General features: G+C 64.7%; 16 protein-coding genes. 9 read left to right on the plus strand and 7 right to left on the minus strand.

From position 1 onward, the window contains the following. Positions 1 to 83: 83 nt before the first annotated feature. From ACE3SS_RS08415 to ACE3SS_RS08430, 4 genes are all read right to left on the minus strand, one after another. On the minus strand, positions 84 to 665 hold the full coding sequence (locus ACE3SS_RS08415) for a superoxide dismutase (RefSeq protein ID WP_374592850.1): 582 nt from the start codon (positions 663 to 665) through the stop codon (positions 84 to 86). Positions 666 to 753: 88 nt separating this feature from the next. Then, positions 754 to 1,932 (minus strand): PLP-dependent aspartate aminotransferase family protein, encoded by a 1,179-nt coding sequence (locus tag ACE3SS_RS08420; RefSeq protein ID WP_374592852.1) that lies wholly within the window; start codon positions 1,930 to 1,932, stop codon positions 754 to 756. Between the two features lie 39 nt (positions 1,933 to 1,971). Beyond that, positions 1,972 to 3,288, minus strand: coding sequence for an exodeoxyribonuclease VII large subunit (gene xseA / locus ACE3SS_RS08425; protein WP_374592854.1), 1,317 nt, complete (start codon positions 3,286 to 3,288; stop codon positions 1,972 to 1,974). After that, on the minus strand, positions 3,281 to 3,433 hold the full coding sequence (locus ACE3SS_RS08430) for a hypothetical protein (RefSeq protein WP_374592856.1): 153 nt from the start codon (positions 3,431 to 3,433) through the stop codon (positions 3,281 to 3,283). The genes xseA and ACE3SS_RS08430 overlap by 8 nt, the downstream gene beginning before the upstream one ends. A gap of 245 nt (positions 3,434 to 3,678) precedes the next feature. Here ACE3SS_RS08430 and ACE3SS_RS08435 point away from each other — a divergent pair, with 245 nt between their 5' ends. The 9 genes from ACE3SS_RS08435 to ACE3SS_RS08475 all read left to right on the plus strand — a co-directional run bounded on the left by ACE3SS_RS08435 (position 3,679) and on the right by ACE3SS_RS08475 (position 13,680). After that, positions 3,679 to 4,323 (plus strand): MotA/TolQ/ExbB proton channel family protein, encoded by a 645-nt coding sequence (locus tag ACE3SS_RS08435; RefSeq protein ID WP_374592858.1) that lies wholly within the window; start codon positions 3,679 to 3,681, stop codon positions 4,321 to 4,323. A 20-nt stretch (positions 4,324 to 4,343) separates the two neighbouring features. Next, on the plus strand, positions 4,344 to 4,781 hold the full coding sequence (locus tag ACE3SS_RS08440) for an ExbD/TolR family protein (RefSeq protein ID WP_374592860.1): 438 nt from the start codon (positions 4,344 to 4,346) through the stop codon (positions 4,779 to 4,781). Between the two features lie 3 nt (positions 4,782 to 4,784). Continuing rightward, positions 4,785 to 5,867: a tetraacyldisaccharide 4'-kinase gene (gene lpxK / locus ACE3SS_RS08445; RefSeq protein ID WP_374592862.1), complete on the plus strand. Its 1,083-nt coding sequence runs from the start codon at positions 4,785 to 4,787 to the stop codon at positions 5,865 to 5,867. A gap of 48 nt (positions 5,868 to 5,915) precedes the next feature. Continuing rightward, positions 5,916 to 6,116 carry a Trm112 family protein gene (locus ACE3SS_RS08450; RefSeq protein WP_374592864.1) on the plus strand — a complete coding sequence of 67 codons (201 nt, stop codon included), beginning with the start codon at positions 5,916 to 5,918 and terminating at the stop codon, positions 6,114 to 6,116. Between the two features lie 50 nt (positions 6,117 to 6,166). Then, complete coding sequence (gene kdsB / locus ACE3SS_RS08455) at positions 6,167 to 6,931, plus strand: 3-deoxy-manno-octulosonate cytidylyltransferase (RefSeq protein WP_374592866.1); 765 nt, start codon at positions 6,167 to 6,169, stop codon at positions 6,929 to 6,931. A 138-nt stretch (positions 6,932 to 7,069) separates the two neighbouring features. Then, the gene (adk, locus tag ACE3SS_RS08460; RefSeq protein ID WP_374592868.1) at positions 7,070 to 7,726 is read left to right on the plus strand and encodes an adenylate kinase; all 657 of its coding nucleotides are present in this window, start codon (positions 7,070 to 7,072) and stop codon (positions 7,724 to 7,726) included. 99 nt (positions 7,727 to 7,825) lie between these two features. After that, a complete protein-coding gene (gene dnaG / locus ACE3SS_RS08465) occupies positions 7,826 to 9,787 on the plus strand; it encodes a DNA primase (protein WP_374592870.1) in 1,962 nt (653 codons plus the stop codon). A gap of 583 nt (positions 9,788 to 10,370) precedes the next feature. Then, on the plus strand, positions 10,371 to 12,602 hold the full coding sequence (gene rpoD, locus ACE3SS_RS08470; protein ID WP_374592872.1) for an RNA polymerase sigma factor RpoD: 2,232 nt from the start codon (positions 10,371 to 10,373) through the stop codon (positions 12,600 to 12,602). 139 nt (positions 12,603 to 12,741) lie between these two features. After that, positions 12,742 to 13,680: an FHA domain-containing protein gene (locus tag ACE3SS_RS08475; RefSeq protein WP_374592873.1), complete on the plus strand. Its 939-nt coding sequence runs from the start codon at positions 12,742 to 12,744 to the stop codon at positions 13,678 to 13,680. A gap of 23 nt (positions 13,681 to 13,703) precedes the next feature. On the opposite strand, the gene rpiA is transcribed toward ACE3SS_RS08475, so the two are convergent. The 3 genes from rpiA to ACE3SS_RS08490 all read right to left on the minus strand — a co-directional run. Beyond that, positions 13,704 to 14,363 (minus strand): ribose-5-phosphate isomerase RpiA, encoded by a 660-nt coding sequence (gene rpiA, locus ACE3SS_RS08480; RefSeq protein ID WP_374592875.1) that lies wholly within the window; start codon positions 14,361 to 14,363, stop codon positions 13,704 to 13,706. 58 nt (positions 14,364 to 14,421) lie between these two features. Further along, a complete protein-coding gene (locus ACE3SS_RS08485) occupies positions 14,422 to 15,987 on the minus strand; it encodes a DHA2 family efflux MFS transporter permease subunit (RefSeq protein WP_374592877.1) in 1,566 nt (521 codons plus the stop codon). 31 nt (positions 15,988 to 16,018) lie between these two features. After that, a partial coding sequence (locus ACE3SS_RS08490; RefSeq protein ID WP_374592879.1) for an HlyD family efflux transporter periplasmic adaptor subunit occupies positions 16,019 to 17,156 on the minus strand: 1,138 nt, incomplete at its 5' end.

Below are 17,156 nucleotides of genomic sequence, written 5' to 3' on the forward strand. Positions count from 1 at the left end.
ACCATCGTTTCCGAACGGACAGTACAAAGACAACAAAAAAGCCGGCGATCTGCCGGCTTTCTCGAGTCAATGCGAAGTTGAAATCAAGCGAAATTGGCTTCGGCGAACGACCAGTTGACGAGCGAATTCAGGAACGCCTCGACGAACTTCGGGCGCGCATTGCGGTAGTCGATGTAGTAGGCATGCTCCCACACGTCGATGGTCAGCAGAGCCTTGTCGCCGGTGGTCAGCGGCGTGCCGGCGGGGCCCATGTTGACGATGTCGACCGAGCCATCGGCCTTCTTCACCAGCCATGTCCACCCCGAGCCGAAATTGCCCACGGCCGACTTGGCAAACGCTTCCTTGAAGGCGTCGTAACTGCCGAACTTGGCGTTGATGGCATCGGCCAGCTTGCCCGAGGGCGCGCCGCCGCCATTGGGCTTCATGCAGTTCCAGAAGAAGGTGTGGTTCCAGATCTGGGCTGCATTGTTGTAGACGCCGCCGCTCGACTTCTTGATGATGTCTTCGAGGCTGGCGTTCTCGAACTCCGTGCCCGGAATCAGATTGTTGAGATTGGTCACGTACGCCTGATGGTGTTTGCCGTAGTGGTACTCGAACGTCTCTTTGCTCAGATGCGGAGCCAAGGCGTCCGTGGGGTAAGGCAGAGTGGGCAGTGCATGGGTCATGAGGTTTCCTCCGGGGGTTGACGCTGAGGGCTTGTTTAGCGGCGCAATTAATTGATCTGGAACATTTTATGAGCAACGAATAGCCCTTTCAGGACAGCGCCTGCTCAAGATCGGCGAGCAGATCGGCAGTGTCTTCGAGACCAACGGACAGGCGCAGCATGGCGTCCGAGATGCCGCGGCGGGCGCGCTCCTGGGCCGAGATGCCGTGATGCGTGGTCGTGCAGGGCTGCGTCACGAGACTTTCTGCGCCACCCAGGCTGGGAGCCAACGCAAACAGCCGCAGCCGATCTGCCACGCGGGTCGCGTCGGCGCCCGAGCCACGCACTTCGAGCGTCAGCATGCCGCCAAAACCGTGCATCTGGCGGCGTGCAAGATCGTGCCCGACAAAGCTGGGCAACCCCGGGTAGAACACGCGTGCAACACGCGGGTGCCGCGCCATCGCTTCGGCAACCGCCTGCGCCGAGGCGTTGTGTTGCCGCACGCGCACCACGAGCGTTCGCAGGCTGCGCGAGAGCAAGGCGGCGGTTTCGGGCGCGATCATCGAGCCGAGGTTTTTGCGCCAATCCCATACCGGTGCGAGCAAGGCTTTAGAACCCATGAGCGCGCCTGCGGTGAGGTCGCTGTGCCCGCCCAGGTATTTGGTGGCGCTGTGCATCACGATGTCGGCCCCCAGTTCGAGCGGACGCTGGTTGACCGGTGACGCAAAGGTGTTGTCGACCGCCACGAGTGCGCCGCGCGCGTGAGCCCGTTCGGCAATGGCGCGAATATCGAGTAGCGCCAGCGTGGGGTTGGATGGCGTTTCAAGGAACACCAACCGGACGCCATCGTCGAGCAGCGCTTCGAGTTGATCAAGCTCGCTGTCCAGCAAGAAGTGCGTGCGAATACCCAGCTGAGGCAGTTGCGCGCCCAGCAGCTCAAGCGTGCCGCCATAAGCCTCGCCGATGCAGACGATGCCTTGTCGTCCATGCGTCAGAAACAGCGCTGCCTCGGCCGCCATGCCTGAGCAAAACGCCCAGGCCGCCTCGGCGCCTTCGAGCCCGGCCAGGGTTTCTTCGAGAGCGAAGATGGTGGGGTTGAGCCCGTAGCGCGTGTAGAGCGCGCCGCGCCGCTTGCCATCGATCACGTCGAGCAGATCGGCGGTGGACTCAAAGGCAAACGTGGTGGTGTTGTAGATCGGGGTATACGGGCTGCCGTGGGCATCGCGCGTCGTGCTGCCGTGCACGGCCCGCGTGGCCAGCCCGGTGTTGCGGTTGTCTTCATCGCACATGTGCGGTCTCCTTCTCTTCGGTGTCTCTTCGTGTCGGAATCAAGCGGGCTTGCCACGCCGCACGCGCTGCACATGCAGCACCTGCAGATCGAGCCGGCCATCCGCCAATTGCCCCACCACTGGCTGGCCGACCTGCGCCTGGCGCGCCGAGGTGATCGGCAAGCCGTTCGCGTCACTCAACCAAGCGTAGCCGCGATCAAGTACCCACGCAGGGTCGAGTCCCTGCAGACGCACGGCAAGCCGGTCGAGCCGGTGCTTCGCCTCGCTGAACGTGGTTCGCGTACCGCGAGCCAGATCTTGCTCTCTGCGCTGCAATGCGTGCTGCTGCTGCATCAGCCCGGCGCGGCGGGCGGCTTCGCAACGCAGCGCCAGATCAGCCAACGCCAGACGCCTGCGGTGCAAGGCCTGCGCGGGACGCGACAAACGATCGAGCAAATGATCAAGCCGCTGCGATTCGCGATCGACCCGCACCTGACAGCGCTGCAACGCGCGTTGTTCGAGCCGCATCAGCGCCTCGAATGCGTCCACTGAGGACAGCGCGCAGAGTTCTGCCGCCGCCGTGGGCGTTGGCGCGCGCAGATCAGCGGCGAAATCGGCCAGCGTGACGTCGGTTTCGTGACCGACTCCGCTGATCACGGGCAGCGGACACTCAGCGATGGCGCGCACCACCCGCTCGTCATTGAACGACCAGAGATCCTCCAGCGTGCCACCCCCGCGGCAAACCAGCAAGGTGTCCACCTCGCGGCGAGCGGCCGCCCGCCCGATCGCCTCGACGATCTGCGCCGGCGCCTCGGCCCCCTGCACAGAACAGGGATACAACACCACCCGCACATGCGGTGCCCGACGCTGCAGCGCGGTCAGCACATCGTGCAGCGCCGCCGCTGCCGGCGACGTCACCACACCCACGGCACGAGGAAAGCGAGCGATCGAACGCTTGCGTTCGGCAGCAAACAGCCCTTCGGCTTCGAGACGCGCCTTGAGCTGCAAGAACTGCTCGTAAAGCGAGCCCGCGCCAGCCCGTTGCAGCGCCTCGACCACGAATTGCAACTCGCCGCGCGGCTCATACACCCCCAACTGCCCCAGCACCTCGACGCGCCAGCCCTCACGCGGCAACTCGGCCAATTGCGACGCCGCCCGACGGAACATGGCGCAGCGCAGGCTGGCGCCGCCGGATTCGTCTTTCAGCGTGAAGTAGCAATGCCCGCTCGCCGCCCGGCTGAAGCCCGATATTTCGCCGCGGATCACGCAGACAGCGAAGCGTGCCGCCAAGCTGTCGGCCACAGCCTGAACCAGCGCCGACACCCCCCATACCCGGGGCCGAGCGCCGCCCCCACGCACACCAAATGCGTCACTCACGGGCAGACCTCGCCGCAAAGCCAGCAATGGCGCGGCCCAGGAACTCCACAAGCGCGCCCCGCTTGGCTTGGCGGCCCGTTTCGCCTGTCACGCTGCTTTCATATTTCGCTAAACCATTGATTTTTATGATGTTTTTTGTGCTCATTCTTTAGGCAATTTGTTTGAAGCCCTGAATTTTCGCGGCCTAGCGCGAGGTGAACCTAGCTTACCCACAAAGTTATCCACAAAATTCGTGGACGGGCCGAGCGCCAAAGCAAGATTTGAGCCAAATTTTCGGTGTCAATCGCGACAACCGCGTCTTTTTGCGCATGGACTTCGCGCCATAATCGCCGCCGCATTCGCCAGGAGGCGACCGCTGACGCATCGCTCGCAAGACCAAGGGGACCACTGTTGTTTTCGATCTTACAAGCCGCCGGCTGGCCCATCGTGCCGCTATTGCTGTGCTCAATCCTGGCTCTGGCGCTCATCATCGAGCGCTCCCTGACCTTGCGCGAATCACGGGTAGCGCCAGCTCGACTCGTCGATGAAGTGATCTCGGTCACACGAGCCAGCCTGCCCGCCGCCGACACGGTGAACAAGCTGGCCGACAACTCGACGCTCGGCAACGTGATGGCCAGTGGTTTGCGCGCCATCATCGCCGAACCGCGTTTCACCGAGGCCATGTTGCGCAACGCCTTTGAAATGGCCGGCCGTCACGCCGTCCATCAGTTGGAGCGCTTCCTCAACACGATCGGCACCATCGCAGCGGCCGCCCCCCTGTTGGGCCTGCTCGGCACCGTGATCGGCATGATCGAGCTGTTTGGCGCCAGCGGAGCCGCAACCGGGGCCGCGGGCTCCAACCCGCAGGCCCTGGCGCATGGGATTTCGGTGGCGCTGTACAACACGGCGTTCGGCCTCATCGTCGCCATTCCGTCGCTGATGGCCTACCGCTACTTCCGCGGCAAGATCGATGCCTACACGCTCGAAATGGAGCTCGCCACCGAGCGCCTGGTGCCGCACCTGATGCGCTTCGCGATCCCCGCCAAGCAAGCCTGACCCCGGAGCGCACGATGGCCATGAACTTTCGCCCCCGCCGCATGGAAGAACCCGAGATCAATCTCGTGCCGTTCATCGACGTGCTGCTGGTGGTGCTGATCTTTCTGATGCTATCGACCACCTTTTCTCGCTTCACCGAGCTGAAGATCAATCTGCCTTCGGCCAACGCCCAGCTGCCCATCACCCGCCCCCATGAAATCGTGGTCATGGTGGCGGCGGATGGTCGCTATGCCATCAACCACAAGGCCGTTGATGGACGCAGCGTCGAGTTGCTCGCCGCCGAGCTGACCGCCGCCGCGGCAGGCGACAAGCAATCGGTGGTGGTGATTTCGGCCGACGCAGCCTCGGCTCACCAGAGCGTGGTCAACGTAATGGATGCCGCCCGCCGTGCCGGACTGCTGCAGCTGACGTTCGCCACACAAACCAACGGCAGCGCCAGCGACGACGACGGCTCCTGAGCCGTGTCCGCATCTTCCTTGACTGATCGCATCACGGCGGCCTGGCTGGGCCGAGGCCCGCTGGCAATCGCCCTGCTCCCGCTGGCCGGCCTCTATGGCGCCCTCTCGGCCTTGCGCCGCTTGCTGTATCGCCTGGGATGGCTCCAGCACATCCGCCTACCCGTCCCGGTCATCGTGGTCGGCAATCGCGTGGCCGGTGGCGCCGGCAAGACGCCAACCACCATTGCGGTCGTGCAACATCTGCTGACTCAGGGGCTGCGCGTTGGCGTGGTGTCACGCGGGCATGGCCGCGAATCGGCCGACGTGCGATTGCTCGATGAACGCTGCACGGCCGCCGAGGTGGGCGACGAGCCGCTCCTGATCTGGCGCCGCACCGGCGGCGTGCCGCTGGCCGTGGGACGCGACCGCGCCGCTGCCGCGCAAGCCCTGCTGGCCACCCACCCCGATACCCAGCTCATCGTGTGCGACGACGGCCTGCAGCACTGGCGCCTGGCCCGCGATATCGAAATCATCGTCTTTGACGAGCGTGGTGCGGGCAACGGCTGGTTGCTGCCCGCCGGGCCTTTGCGCGAGCCGATTTCCACGCCCGGCATGGCTCCACGCAGCCTGACGCTCTACAACGCAACAGCACCCAGCACCCCTCTGGCCGGTCACCTCGCGCAGCGAACCATGCGGGGCGCCTGCCGGCTGGCGGACTGGTGGCAAGGGCACCCAGCGCAGCCGTGGGCCGCAGTGCAGTCAGCCGTGCAATCGGCCGCCAAGCCCCCTGATACCGCGATCGACTGGCTCGCCGTGGCGGGCATCGCCGTGCCCCAGCGGTTCTTCGATCAGCTGCGAGCCGCCGGGCTTGCCCACCGACCGCTGGCGCTGCACGATCATTTCGACTTCGCCACCATCCCCTGGCCCGCCAGCGAACGCCTGATCATCGTCACCGAAAAAGATGCGATCAAACTACCGCCCGACCGTGTCGCACGCGAACGCCCCGGCTGTGACGTGTGGGTGGCAGCGCTAGACTTCTCGCCGGAGCCTGCCTTCTGGACCGCGTTCGACGCGGCCGTGCAAGCCGCCACCGCGGCGCGAACCTGACACGGCCCGCCGCCCCCGAATCGAATCCTTAATCACTGCATCACGCCCATGGATACCCGACTGCTCGAATTGCTGGTCTGCCCCCTTTGCAAAGGGGCTGTGCGTCACGATCGCGAAGCTCGCCTGCTGATCTGCGAGGCCGACAAGCTGGCCTTTCCGGTTCGGGACGGCATCCCGGTGATGCTCGAAAACGAAGCGCGCGCCTGGCCCGAGGCTGGCGATCAAGCTGCCCATCCCGACGCTGGCTAAGCGCACTCGCGCACGACGCCCCATCCAGCAGTCCAGCCCGTTGCCGCCTGATGCATTTCACCGTTCTGATCCCCGCCCGCCTGGCCTCCACCCGACTGCCCCGCAAACCGCTGGCTGATATCGGCGGTCTGCCCATGGTGGTACGCGTAGCGCAGCGTGCCGCAAGCAGCGGCGCACTGCGGGTGGTCGTGGCGGCAGACGATGCCGCCATCGTCGAGGCCTGCAAGGCTCATGGCGTGCAGGCCGTGCTGACCCGTGTCGATCACGTCAACGGCAGTGATCGCCTGGCCGAAGCCTGCGCGCTGCTCGGCCTGGATGGAGATGATCTCGTGGTCAACGTGCAAGGCGACGAGCCCCTCATCGACCCGCAGCTCATCAACGCCTGCGCCCGGTTGCTGGTCGAGCGCCCCGATTGCGTGATGAGCACAGCCGCCCACGCCCTGCACGCGCCCGACGAGTTCACCAATCCGAACATCGTCAAGGTGGTGACCGACCTGGCCGGCCGCGCGCTGTATTTTTCGCGGGCGCCCATCCCCTGGTGGCGCGACGGCTATGCCCAAGGCGTGACCACGCTGGCTCACCCGGCCCCGCTGCGCCACATCGGCCTGTACGGCTACCGGGCCGGTTTTCTGCGGCGCTTCCCGCAACTGGCCATCAGCCCGCTCGAAACCATCGAAAGCCTCGAGCAACTGCGCGTGCTCTGGCACGGCGAACGCATTGCCGTTCACGTGGCCGAGCAGGCCCCGGGCCCCGGCGTGGACACCCCCGCCGACCTGGAGCGCGTCCGTGCGATCGTGAAGCAAAACACACCCTGATCGCACGAGTGCCGACACCCGGCTCATCGTGCATGCCCCAGACTATTTGAGCGGGCGCTGCATGGTATTCTTGGCCGCTTGCGCTCGTCGCAGGCTGCTCTTGCGCCGCGCCGAATGCCGCTGACAACGAGGAGATTCATGAGACTCATTCTGCTAGGCGCACCGGGCGCCGGAAAAGGCACCCAGGCTGCCTTCTTGTGCGACAAGTTCGGCATTCCCCAGATCTCCACCGGCGACATGCTGCGCGCGGCCATCAAGGCCGGCACCCCGCTGGGTCTGGCAGCCAAGAAGGTGATGGACGCTGGCGGCCTCGTCGGCGACGACATCATCATCGGCATGGTCAAGGAGCGCATCGCCCAGCCCGATTGCGCCAAAGGCTTCCTGTTCGATGGCTTCCCGCGCACGATCCCCCAGGCTGATGCCATGAAGGCCGCAGGCGTGAAGATCGACGTCGTGCTCGAAATCGATGTCCCCGACTCCGCCATCATCGAGCGCATGAGCGGCCGTCGCGTGCACGTGGCTTCGGGCCGCACCTATCACGTCAAGTACAACCCGCCCAAGGTTGCCGGCAAGGATGACGCAACCGGTGAAGACCTCATCCAGCGCGACGACGACAACGAAGAAGTCGTGCGCAAGCGCCTGGAGACCTATCACCAGCTGACGCGCCCGCTGGTTGACTACTACAGCAAGTGGTCGGCCACCGGCGACGCGGCTGCTCCGGCCTGCCGCAAGATCAGCGGCATGGGCAGCGTGGACGAAATCACCGCGCGGGCCCTGGATGCGCTGAAGGCCTGACGCGCTCCGACGCAGCGGGCCGCCTGCCCCTGATAAGCGCCCGCTGTCGCAGCACAGCGGGCGTTTTGTTTTCCGGTTTTGTTTTCTAGACTTGCTGCCGTGATACCCCAGTCCTTCATCCACGACCTGACCGCGCGCGCCGACATCGTCGAGATCGTCGGCCGCTACGTGCAGCTCAAGAAGGCCGGCATCAACTACAAGGGCTTGTGCCCCTTTCACGGCGAAAAATCACCCAGCTTCATCGTCAGCCCGACGCGCCAGACCTATCACTGCTTCGGCTGCGGCGTGCATGGCAACGCGGTGGGCTTCTTGATGGAGCACCTGGGCATGGGCTTCGTCGATGCCGTCAAAGACCTGGCTCAGCAGTGCGGCATGGCCGTCCCGGAAGGCGACGACAGCCCCGAAGAGCGCGAGCGCGCCAAGGCGCTGAAAGAAAAGCAGACCACCCTGACCGACGTGCTGGCCAAGGCCGCCGAGCATTACCGCAAGCAGCTCAAGGCCAGCCCGCGCGCCATTGACTACCTCAAGCGCCGCGGCCTGACCGGCGAGATCTGCGCCCGCTTCGGCATGGGCTACGCGCCTGACGGCTGGCGCGGCCTGGCCAGCGTCTTCCCCCGCTACGACGACCCGCTGCTGACTGAGAGCGGCCTGGTCATCGTGCAAGGCGCAGACGAAGGCAAGAGCGAGGCCGAGCAAAAACGCTACGACCGCTTCCGCGACCGCATCATGTTCCCGATTCGCTCGGTGCAAGGCGAGGTCATCGGATTCGGTGGCCGGGTGCTCGACAAGGGCGAGCCGAAATACCTCAACTCGCCCGAGACGCCGGTGTTCGTCAAAGGGCGCGAGCTGTATGGCTTGTTTGAGGCTCGGGCGGCGATCCGCGCCAGCGGCTACGTGTTGGTGGTCGAGGGCTATATGGACGTGGTTGCCTTGGCTCAGCTGGGCATGCCGAACGCCGTCGCCACACTGGGCACCGCCTGCACGGCCGACCACGTGCACAAGTTGATGCGGCACACCGAGCAGGTGGTGTTCAGCTTCGACGGCGACGCAGCCGGACGCCGCGCAGCCGCCCGGGCGCTCGAAGCCGCCCTGCCCCACGCCACCGACACGCGCACGATCAAGTTCCTGTTCTTGCCTGCCGAGCACGACCCGGACAGCTACATCCGCGAGTTCGGCCAGGCCGCGTTCGAGATCTGCGTGACGCAGGCCGTGCCACTGTCGCGGCAGTTCGTCGAACACGCCGGTGAAGGCTGTGACCTCGACTCGGCAGAGGGACGCGCCCGCCTGCTCAGCCAGGCTCGCCCGTTGTGGTTCGCGCTGCCGGACGGGGCCTTGCGCCGCCAATTGCTCATCGAACTGGCCAGCCTTGGCCGGTTAAGCGAGCGCGACCTGCAAGAACTCTGGCAAATCGGCAGTAAAAACCAGGCGCCATCGCACGCACCTGACTACCCTGACCACTACCCAGACTACGCCCTCAGCGAACCCGACTTCGGCGAGCCCGCCGCCGCGTCTTCGGCCAAACCAGCCTGGAAACCCAAAGGCGAATGGAAAAGCGACTGGAAAGGTCGCAAGGACTGGAAGGGGAAAAAGCGCTTTTCAGACGATGACGCGCCACCCAGCACGCCCCGACCACGCCCCAGCGGCCCGGCTGACAACGCGCTTCGCCTGTTGCTCGCGCACCCGGACTGGTGGGCGCTCATCAACGCCGAAGACCACCAATTGCTGCATGAGCTGCCCGCCCCCCACGGAGAGGTGTTCACCTGGCTGGAGCGGCACCTCGAAAACCATGGCACCGAACCCTGGGACACGTTGCGGCAAGCATTGGCCGAACACGATTTCGCCAGAGTTGCCGAACGCGTGATGGGCGCCATGGCGGCGACCGACGAAGCACCGTTCGGCGATTTGCGCCAAGTGCTCAACATGCTGTGGCTGGACGAACTGAAGCGCCAGGGCGACGAGCTGATCCGTCTGGCGGCCACGGACCCCTCAGCCCTGCAGCGCTGGCGCGAAGTGGATGCCCGCCGCAAGGCCTATTTGCCCAAAACCCCGGATGCCGACTGACCTGATCGCGCCAGTCTCGTCTATGCGGCAAAAACGCCAAATATGCGGCCAAACCTGATTCAATTCTGAGTCTGGCCAGCTATAATATAAGGTTTGGTACTCGCGTTAGATCAAAGCAGTATCGACCCGAATCGGGTTGGTCTGTTGCGTACTTCGTACTTGATTGATTAAACCGGCCCACCCAGGATGACCGCGACCGTTCGCACACCGACATCAGCGACAACCGCGAATTCCGTGACGCCCACCGCATCTCAGCCGGCAGCCCGCCGCAACGAATGCAACCGAGCGCACTTTGTCCTCCCTGGTTCTGGTCTCGCGTCGTTGCCCGCCTGGGGCTCTGCTCGCATTCGCCGTTTTAGCTCTCGAGTCGCAGCACGAGCCGCGCAGACCTGGTTGTCGCACCCCAAAACCATGAGCTTTCGGGGACGTGTCCGCCTCGCACTGCCGCGCCCGAGCCGCACGGTCGCACTTGATCGCGCCTGCATTGCCACCACATTCGTCCTGACACCTGTCATCCCTGTCGTCACCGCACCTGGTATGTCAGCACGCTGATCCCAGAGCCCTCTCTCTTTCGAGGAATTGCATGACCGCGAAGAAAAGCGCCCCGGCCAAGACCGCCAAAACAACTAAAGCCACCCCAGCCGCCGAGGCTGAAGAATTGAAAGGCGCCAAGGCCAAGGCCGTCAAGGCAACCAAGACCGACAAGGTCGAGGCCGAGGAGCCCAAGAAGCGCGGTCGCAAGCCAAAGGCCGAAACCGCCGCAGCCGGCAAAACCGCCGCTGCGAGCAAAAAGAAGGAAGAGTTCACGGAAGAGGACTTCTCTGACGTCGAATCCGACATCGAGGGCGATGCCGAAGCCGCTCCTGAAGACAGCGGCGAAGACAAGCCGAAGGCCAAGCCGCTGCGCATGAAGGTGTCGCGCGCCAAGGAGCGCGCGCTGATGCGCGAATTCGGCCTGGACGAAAACGCCCTCACCGAAGAAGAAGTCAACAAGCGTCGCCAGGAGCTGAAGACCCTCATCAAGATGGGCAAGACGCGTGGTTATCTGACGCACCAGGAAATCAACGACCACTTGCCCGAAAAGCTGGTCGAGAACGAGATTCTCGAAGCCATCGTGTCCATGTTGAACGACATGGGTGTGGCGGTCTACGAGCAGGCGCCTGACGCGGCCACGCTGCTGCTGACCAACTCCGGCACGTCCACCGCGACCGAGGAAGAAGCCGAAGAAGAAGCCGAAGCCGCGCTGTCCACCGTCGACTCCGAATTCGGCCGCACGACCGACCCGGTCCGCATGTACATGCGCGAAATGGGCACCGTCGAGCTGCTGACCCGCGAAGGCGAAATCGAAATCGCCAAGCGCATCGAAGGCGGTCTGCAAGCCATGATGCTGGCCATTTCGGCGTCGCCCACCACCATCGCTGAAATCCTGGCCTTGTCCGACAAGATCGGCGCCGGTGAAATGACCATTTCTGAAGTGGTGGACGGCTTTGTCTCTGAAGACGAAGCCGACGACTACGTGGCCGAGGAAGACGTCGACTTCTTTGATGAAGACGATGACGACGACGGCAACGGCGGCTCGAAGGCCCTGACCAAGAAGCTCGAAGAGCTGAAGAACCACGCGCTCGAGAAATTCGAGCAGCTGCGCACCAACTTCGAGAAGATGCGCCGCGCCTACGAGAAGGAAGGCTACAAGTCGCCGGCCTACAACAAGGCGCAGACAGCGGTGTCCGAAGTGATCATGAGCATCCGCTTCACGGTCAAGACCATCGAACGCCTGTGCGACGTGCTGCGCTCGCAGGTGGACGACGTGCGCCGCTACGAGCGCGAGCTGCGCAAGATCGTGGTCGACAAGTGCGGCATGCCGCAAGAGCACTTCATCAAGACCTTCCCGCCCAACTCGCTGAACCTGAAGTGGGCCGAGAAAGAGATCGCCGCAGGCAAGCCCTACGCCGCCGTGATGGGCCGCAACTTGCCGGCAATTCAGGAACTGCAGCAGAAGCTGATCGATCTGCAAGCCCGTGCCGTGGTGCCCATTGATGACCTCAAGGAAATCAACAAGCGCATGAACGAGGGCGAGAAGGCTTCGCGCGACGCCAAGCGCGAAATGATCGAGGCCAACCTGCGTCTCGTGATCTCGATTGCCAAGAAGTACACCAACCGCGGATTGCAGTTCCTCGACTTGATTCAAGAAGGCAACATCGGCCTGATGAAGGCGGTCGACAAGTTCGAATACCGCCGTGGCTACAAGTTCTCGACCTACGCCACGTGGTGGATCCGTCAGGCCATCACGCGCTCGATCGCCGACCAGGCCCGCACCATCCGGATTCCGGTTCACATGATCGAAACGATCAACAAGATGAACCGTCTGTCGCGCCAGCACTTGCAGGAATTCGGCTTCGAGCCGGACGCCCCAACGCTGGCCGAGAAGATGGAGATGCCGGAAGACAAGATCCGCAAGATCATGAAGATCGCCAAGGAGCCGATCTCGATGGAAACCCCCATCGGGGACGACGACGACAGCCATCTGGGCGACTTCATCGAGGACACCAACAACACCGCGCCGATCGAGGCCGCCATGCAGGCTGGTCTGCGCGACGTGGTGAAGGACATCCTCGACTCGCTGACCCCGCGCGAAGCCAAGGTGCTGCGCATGCGCTTCGGTATCGAAATGAGCACCGATCACACGCTGGAAGAAGTCGGTAAGCAGTTCGACGTGACCCGCGAGCGCATCCGTCAGATCGAAGCCAAGGCGATCCGCAAGCTCAAGCACCCGTCGCGCTCCGACAAGCTGCGCACCTATCTGGACAATCTGTAAGCACGGTTGCCGAGCAGCCGCTCGGTACTTTTTTTACGGTGATTTGTCACGAGCCCGGCCAAGTGCCGGGCTTTTTTGTGTGCTTTTCCACGGATGCCCGACGGCCGATATGCCGATGATGCTGGGCAGGAGCACCGGAATGAGCACACCCGTCGAACGCACCATCTTGTTTGTCGATCTGCGCGGCAGCACGTCGCTGTACTTGCGCCTGGGCAACGCGCAAGCGGCCTCGGTCGTCACGCAGAGCCTGGCCATGCTGGGGCAGATCGTGGCTCACGACGGCGGGCGAGTCGTCAAGAGCCTGGGCGACGGCCTGATGGCCGAGTTTGCCGACCCGGAGCACGCGATCTACGCCGCCGACGAGATGCACGATTCGCTGGAGCGCATCATCGAGGTACCCGGCGACGCCAACGGCAACGGCACGGCGCTGAAGCTCAAGGTCGCCATTGCGCGCGGCGAATTGATCGAGGTGGACGGCGACTGTTTTGGCGATGCCGTGAACGTGGCGGCTCGCCTGCTCGACTTGGCCGGCGACAACGAAACCCTGGCGACCGCCAGCCTGGTGGACGTGCTGCCCTCAGACCAGCGCGAGCGCTTTCGCAGCCTCGACCGCCTGCATCTGCGCGGCCGCAGCGAGCCGGTGCAGGTCTACCGGATGGAAAGCCGCAAGTTTGGCGACACCGTTTCGACCCAGTTTCAAGAAGCGCAGGCCAGCGACCTGCCCGACGGCTTGCGCATCACCAGCCCCGAAGATTGCCGCATCCACCCCGCCGCTTGCGCCCCGATCGTGATCGGCCGCAGCCCGCAGGCGGCCTATTGCCTGGACGACACCCGCGTGTCGCGCTCGCACGCCCGCATCGAAAGCCACGGCGGCCACTTTCAGCTGACCGACCTCAGCTACAACGGCACCTTTGTGCGCTTCGGCAACGAAGAGCAGGTGGTGGCCCTGCGGCGCGGCACCTGCACGCTGCATGGCAGCGGCGTGATCAGCCTGGGGGCACCGCCCACCGACCCCACCGCCGCTTGCGTGCGGTTTGAGGTGTTGAACTTCTCGGACACCGTGCCCCAGGACAGCTGAGCCTGCCGGCGCCCGCTCGCGTCTTAAAACGTCAGGGTCTTGACGCCAGCCGAGGTGCCCAGCAAGCACACCTGTGCCTTGTGGCGAGCGAAGATGCCCACCGTCACCACGCCCGGCCATTGATTGATCTCGGCCTCGCTCGCCAGCGGGTCGGTGATGCTCAGGCCCGTCACATCGAGAATTGCCTGCCCGTTATCGGTGACCACGCCTTCGCGCAAGCGGGCGGTGCCACCCATCGCGGCAAAGCGGCGAATCAACTGCGCGGCGGCCATCGGGATGATCTCGACCGGCAGCGGGAACTTGCCCAGCACATCGACCAGCTTGGACTCGTCGGCGATGCAGATAAAGCGGTCTGCCAGGTCGGCCACGATTTTTTCGCGCGTCAGCGCGGCGCCGCCGCCCTTGATCATGTGGCCCCGGTGATCGATCTCGTCGGCGCCGTCCACGTAGATCGGCAAGCGCTCGACGCTGGCGGAGTCGAGCACCGTGATGCCGTGCGCCCGCAGACGCTCGGTGCTCTTGGCCGAGCTGGACACGGCGCCGGCGATGCGGTCTTTGATCTTGGCCAGCTCGTCGATGAAGCAGTTGGCGGTGGAGCCGGTGCCCACCCCGACGATGGAGCCGGGCGTGACGTATTCGATGGCGGCGCGCCCGACCAGCGCCTTGAGTTCGTCTTGGTTCATGACGCGATTATCCGGGCGAACCCTGGATCGGCGACCGAAAACCCAGGGCCGCGCGTGATCAATGTGCGCCCGCCGCCTCGCCGCCGTCGCCCCCGCTGCCTTTCACGGGCCCGGCCAGCCAAACCAGGCCGATCAGCACGATGAACAGCACGGACGAAGCCAGAAACAAGTCGTCCGCGCTGAGCATGGCCGCTTGTTGATCGACAACCCGGTTGAGCATGGCCGCGGACTGCGTCGGCGTCAGACCGGCTTGCTGCAAGCCGAGCATGGTCTGCTGGAAGGTGCCGTCGGCCTGACTGAGATGCTCGGTCAGACGCGAGTGGTGCATGGCGCCGCGGTCGTCCCACAGCGTCGAGAAGATCGACGTACCGAATGCCCCCGCCGTGATCCGCATGAAATTGTTCAGGCTGGACGCAGCCGGAATGCGCTCGGGCGGCAACCCGTGCAAGGCGATGGTGATGAGCGGAATGAAAAAGAACGCCATCGCCACGCCCTGCACCAGGGTCGGGATGATGATGGTGATCTGGTCGGCATCGGTGTTGAAGCGCGAGCGCATGAACAGCACGATGCCGAAGACGGCGAGCGCGATGGTGGCGAACCAGCGCGCGTCGGCCTTGCCCATGCGGCTGCCCACGAAGGGCGAAAGCAGGATGGCGAAGATGCCCACCGGCGCCAGCGCCATGCCGGCCGCCGTGGCCGTGTAGCCCTGGTATTGCTGCAGCCACAGCGGCAGCAGCACCACGTTGCCGAAGAACACGCCGTAGGCCAGCGAGATCGTCAGCGTACTGGCCCAGTAATTGCGCCGCTTGAACAGGCTCAGGTCAACGATCGGGTTCTGCTCGGTCAGTTCCCAGGCGATGAAGAACGCAAAGCCCATGGCCGCCACCGCGAACAGCGCGACGATGGTGGACGAGTTGAACCAGTCCAGCTCCTTGCCCTTGTCGAGCGCGATCTGCAACGCCCCCACCCACAGCACCAGCAGCGCCAGGCCGACCTTGTCCATGCGCAGGTTGCGGCCGGGGTTGTCGCGGTGCCGATAGAGCGACCACGTGGCACCAGCCGCCACCAAGCCCACCGGCACGTTGATGTAGAAGATCCACGGCCAGCTGATGTTGTCGGTGATCCAACCACCCAGCAGCGGCCCCACCACCGGCGCCACCAGCGTGGTGATCGACCACATCGCCAGCGCCATGCCCGCCTTGTGACGCGGGTAGCTCGACAGCAGCAAGGTCTGCGACAGCGGGATCATCGGCCCGGCCACCGCCCCCTGCATCACGCGGAAGAAGATCAGCCCCTCGATGCTCGGCGCCAGACCGCACAGCCACGAAAACAGCACGAATAGCAGCACGCTGCTCATGAACAGCTTGACGGTGCCAAAGCGCTGCGCCAGCCAGCCCGTGAGCGGCACCGAGATGGCGTTGGCCACCGCGAAGCTGGTGATGACCCAGGTGCCTTGCGTCGGGCTCACACCCAGGTCGCCCGAGATGGCCGGGATCGACACGTTGGCGATCGAGGTGTCGAGCACGTTCATGAAGGTGGCACTCGACAAGGCGATGGTGCCCAGCACCAGTTGAGCGCCGGTGAGCGGCGGGTGGGCAACAGCCGATGAGGACGGGGCAGCCATGTGGAGCCTTCGTTGAGACGATCGGTGAAGCTCAGTGACGGACGGCGCCCGCCGCAGCGGCTGCGGAAGCCGCCGGCAAACGAGCACCCAGGTTGCGGGCGATGATCTGCTTGATGAGCGACTCGGCCTGAGCGTCCTTGCCGTTGAACACGTCGGTCACGCTGGCCATGCTGGCGCGGGGGGCATCGGCCAGCGCCACGCCGGACTGATCGTGCACATCCACCGTCACGTCGAGCGACAAGCCGATGCGCAGCGGATGCGCCTGCAACTGCTTGGCGTCCAGCGCCACACGCACCGGCACGCGTTGCACCACCTTGATCCAGTTGCCGGTGGCGTTCTGCGCGGGCAACAAGGCAAAGGCCGCGCCCGTGCCAGCGCCCAGGCCGACGATGTGGCCGTCGTACTCGACCTTGCTGCCGTACAGATCGGCGCGCACCTTGACCGGTTGACCAATACGCATGTCGGCCAGTTGCACTTCCTTGTAGTTGGCATCGACCCAGACCTGATCGAGCGGCACGATCGACATCAAGGGCGACCCGGCCGGCACGCGCTGCCCGACCTGCACGCTGCGCTTGGCCACGTAGCCGCTCACCGGAGCCGGCAGATCGGCGCGCTTGAGCGCCAGATAGGCCTCGCGCACCCGCGCCGCCGCACGTTGCACATTCGGGTGTTGCTCGACGCTGGTGCCGTCGATGAGCGCGCGGTTCGATGCCTGCTGCTCGCGCGCCGCAGCCAGGGCCGCGTCAGCCGAAGCTTGCGCGCTCTTGGCCGTGGCCAGCGCGGTCTGCGCGTGTTCGAGTTCTTCTTTCGACACGGCGCCCTTGGCCGTCAGCCCTTGGCGGCGCGCCAAGTCTTCTTGCGCCTTGTTCACGTCGGCCTGCACGCGGCTCAACTCGGCCTCGCGCAGCTTGACGTTGGCCTGGTAGGTGGCGTCGTTGGCAAACAGCGTACGCACCTCGCGCACCGTCTGCCCGAGTTGAGCCTGTGCCTGATCCAGCGCCACTTGCGCGTCGGCCGGGTCGAGCTTGACCAGCGGGTCGCCAGCCTTCACGAAGTCGGTGTCCTCCACGCGAATGGCCAGCACCGTGCCCGCCACTTGCGGGGTCACCTGCACCACATTGCCGGCCACGTAGGCGTTGTCCGTCGAGACAAAGTAGCGCGCGTGCAGC

It is taken from the genome of Aquabacterium sp., assembly GCF_041915145.1.
In the GTDB taxonomy this organism is placed as follows: Bacteria; Pseudomonadota; Gammaproteobacteria; order Burkholderiales; family Burkholderiaceae_C; genus Aquabacterium.

Bases quoted from the DNA above. Each gene is read 5' to 3' on its own strand.
- ACE3SS_RS08415 (WP_374592850.1), bottom strand. From the start codon at position 665: ATGACCCATGCACTGCCCACTCTGCCTTACCCCACGGACGCCTTGGCT.
- ACE3SS_RS08420 (WP_374592852.1), bottom strand. From the start codon at position 1,932: ATGTGCGATGAAGACAACCGCAACACCGGGCTGGCCACGCGGGCCGTG.
- ACE3SS_RS08430 (WP_374592856.1), bottom strand. From the start codon at position 3,433: ATGAGCACAAAAAACATCATAAAAATCAATGGTTTAGCGAAATATGAA.
- ACE3SS_RS08440 (WP_374592860.1), top strand. From the start codon at position 4,344: ATGAACTTTCGCCCCCGCCGCATGGAAGAACCCGAGATCAATCTCGTG.
- ACE3SS_RS08450 (WP_374592864.1), top strand. From the start codon at position 5,916: ATGGATACCCGACTGCTCGAATTGCTGGTCTGCCCCCTTTGCAAAGGG.
- kdsB (WP_374592866.1), top strand. From the start codon at position 6,167: ATGCATTTCACCGTTCTGATCCCCGCCCGCCTGGCCTCCACCCGACTG.
- adk (WP_374592868.1), top strand. From the start codon at position 7,070: ATGAGACTCATTCTGCTAGGCGCACCGGGCGCCGGAAAAGGCACCCAG.
- rpoD (WP_374592872.1), top strand. From the start codon at position 10,371: ATGACCGCGAAGAAAAGCGCCCCGGCCAAGACCGCCAAAACAACTAAA.
- ACE3SS_RS08475 (WP_374592873.1), top strand. From the start codon at position 12,742: ATGAGCACACCCGTCGAACGCACCATCTTGTTTGTCGATCTGCGCGGC.
- rpiA (WP_374592875.1), bottom strand. From the start codon at position 14,363: ATGAACCAAGACGAACTCAAGGCGCTGGTCGGGCGCGCCGCCATCGAA.
- ACE3SS_RS08485 (WP_374592877.1), bottom strand. From the start codon at position 15,987: ATGGCTGCCCCGTCCTCATCGGCTGTTGCCCACCCGCCGCTCACCGGC.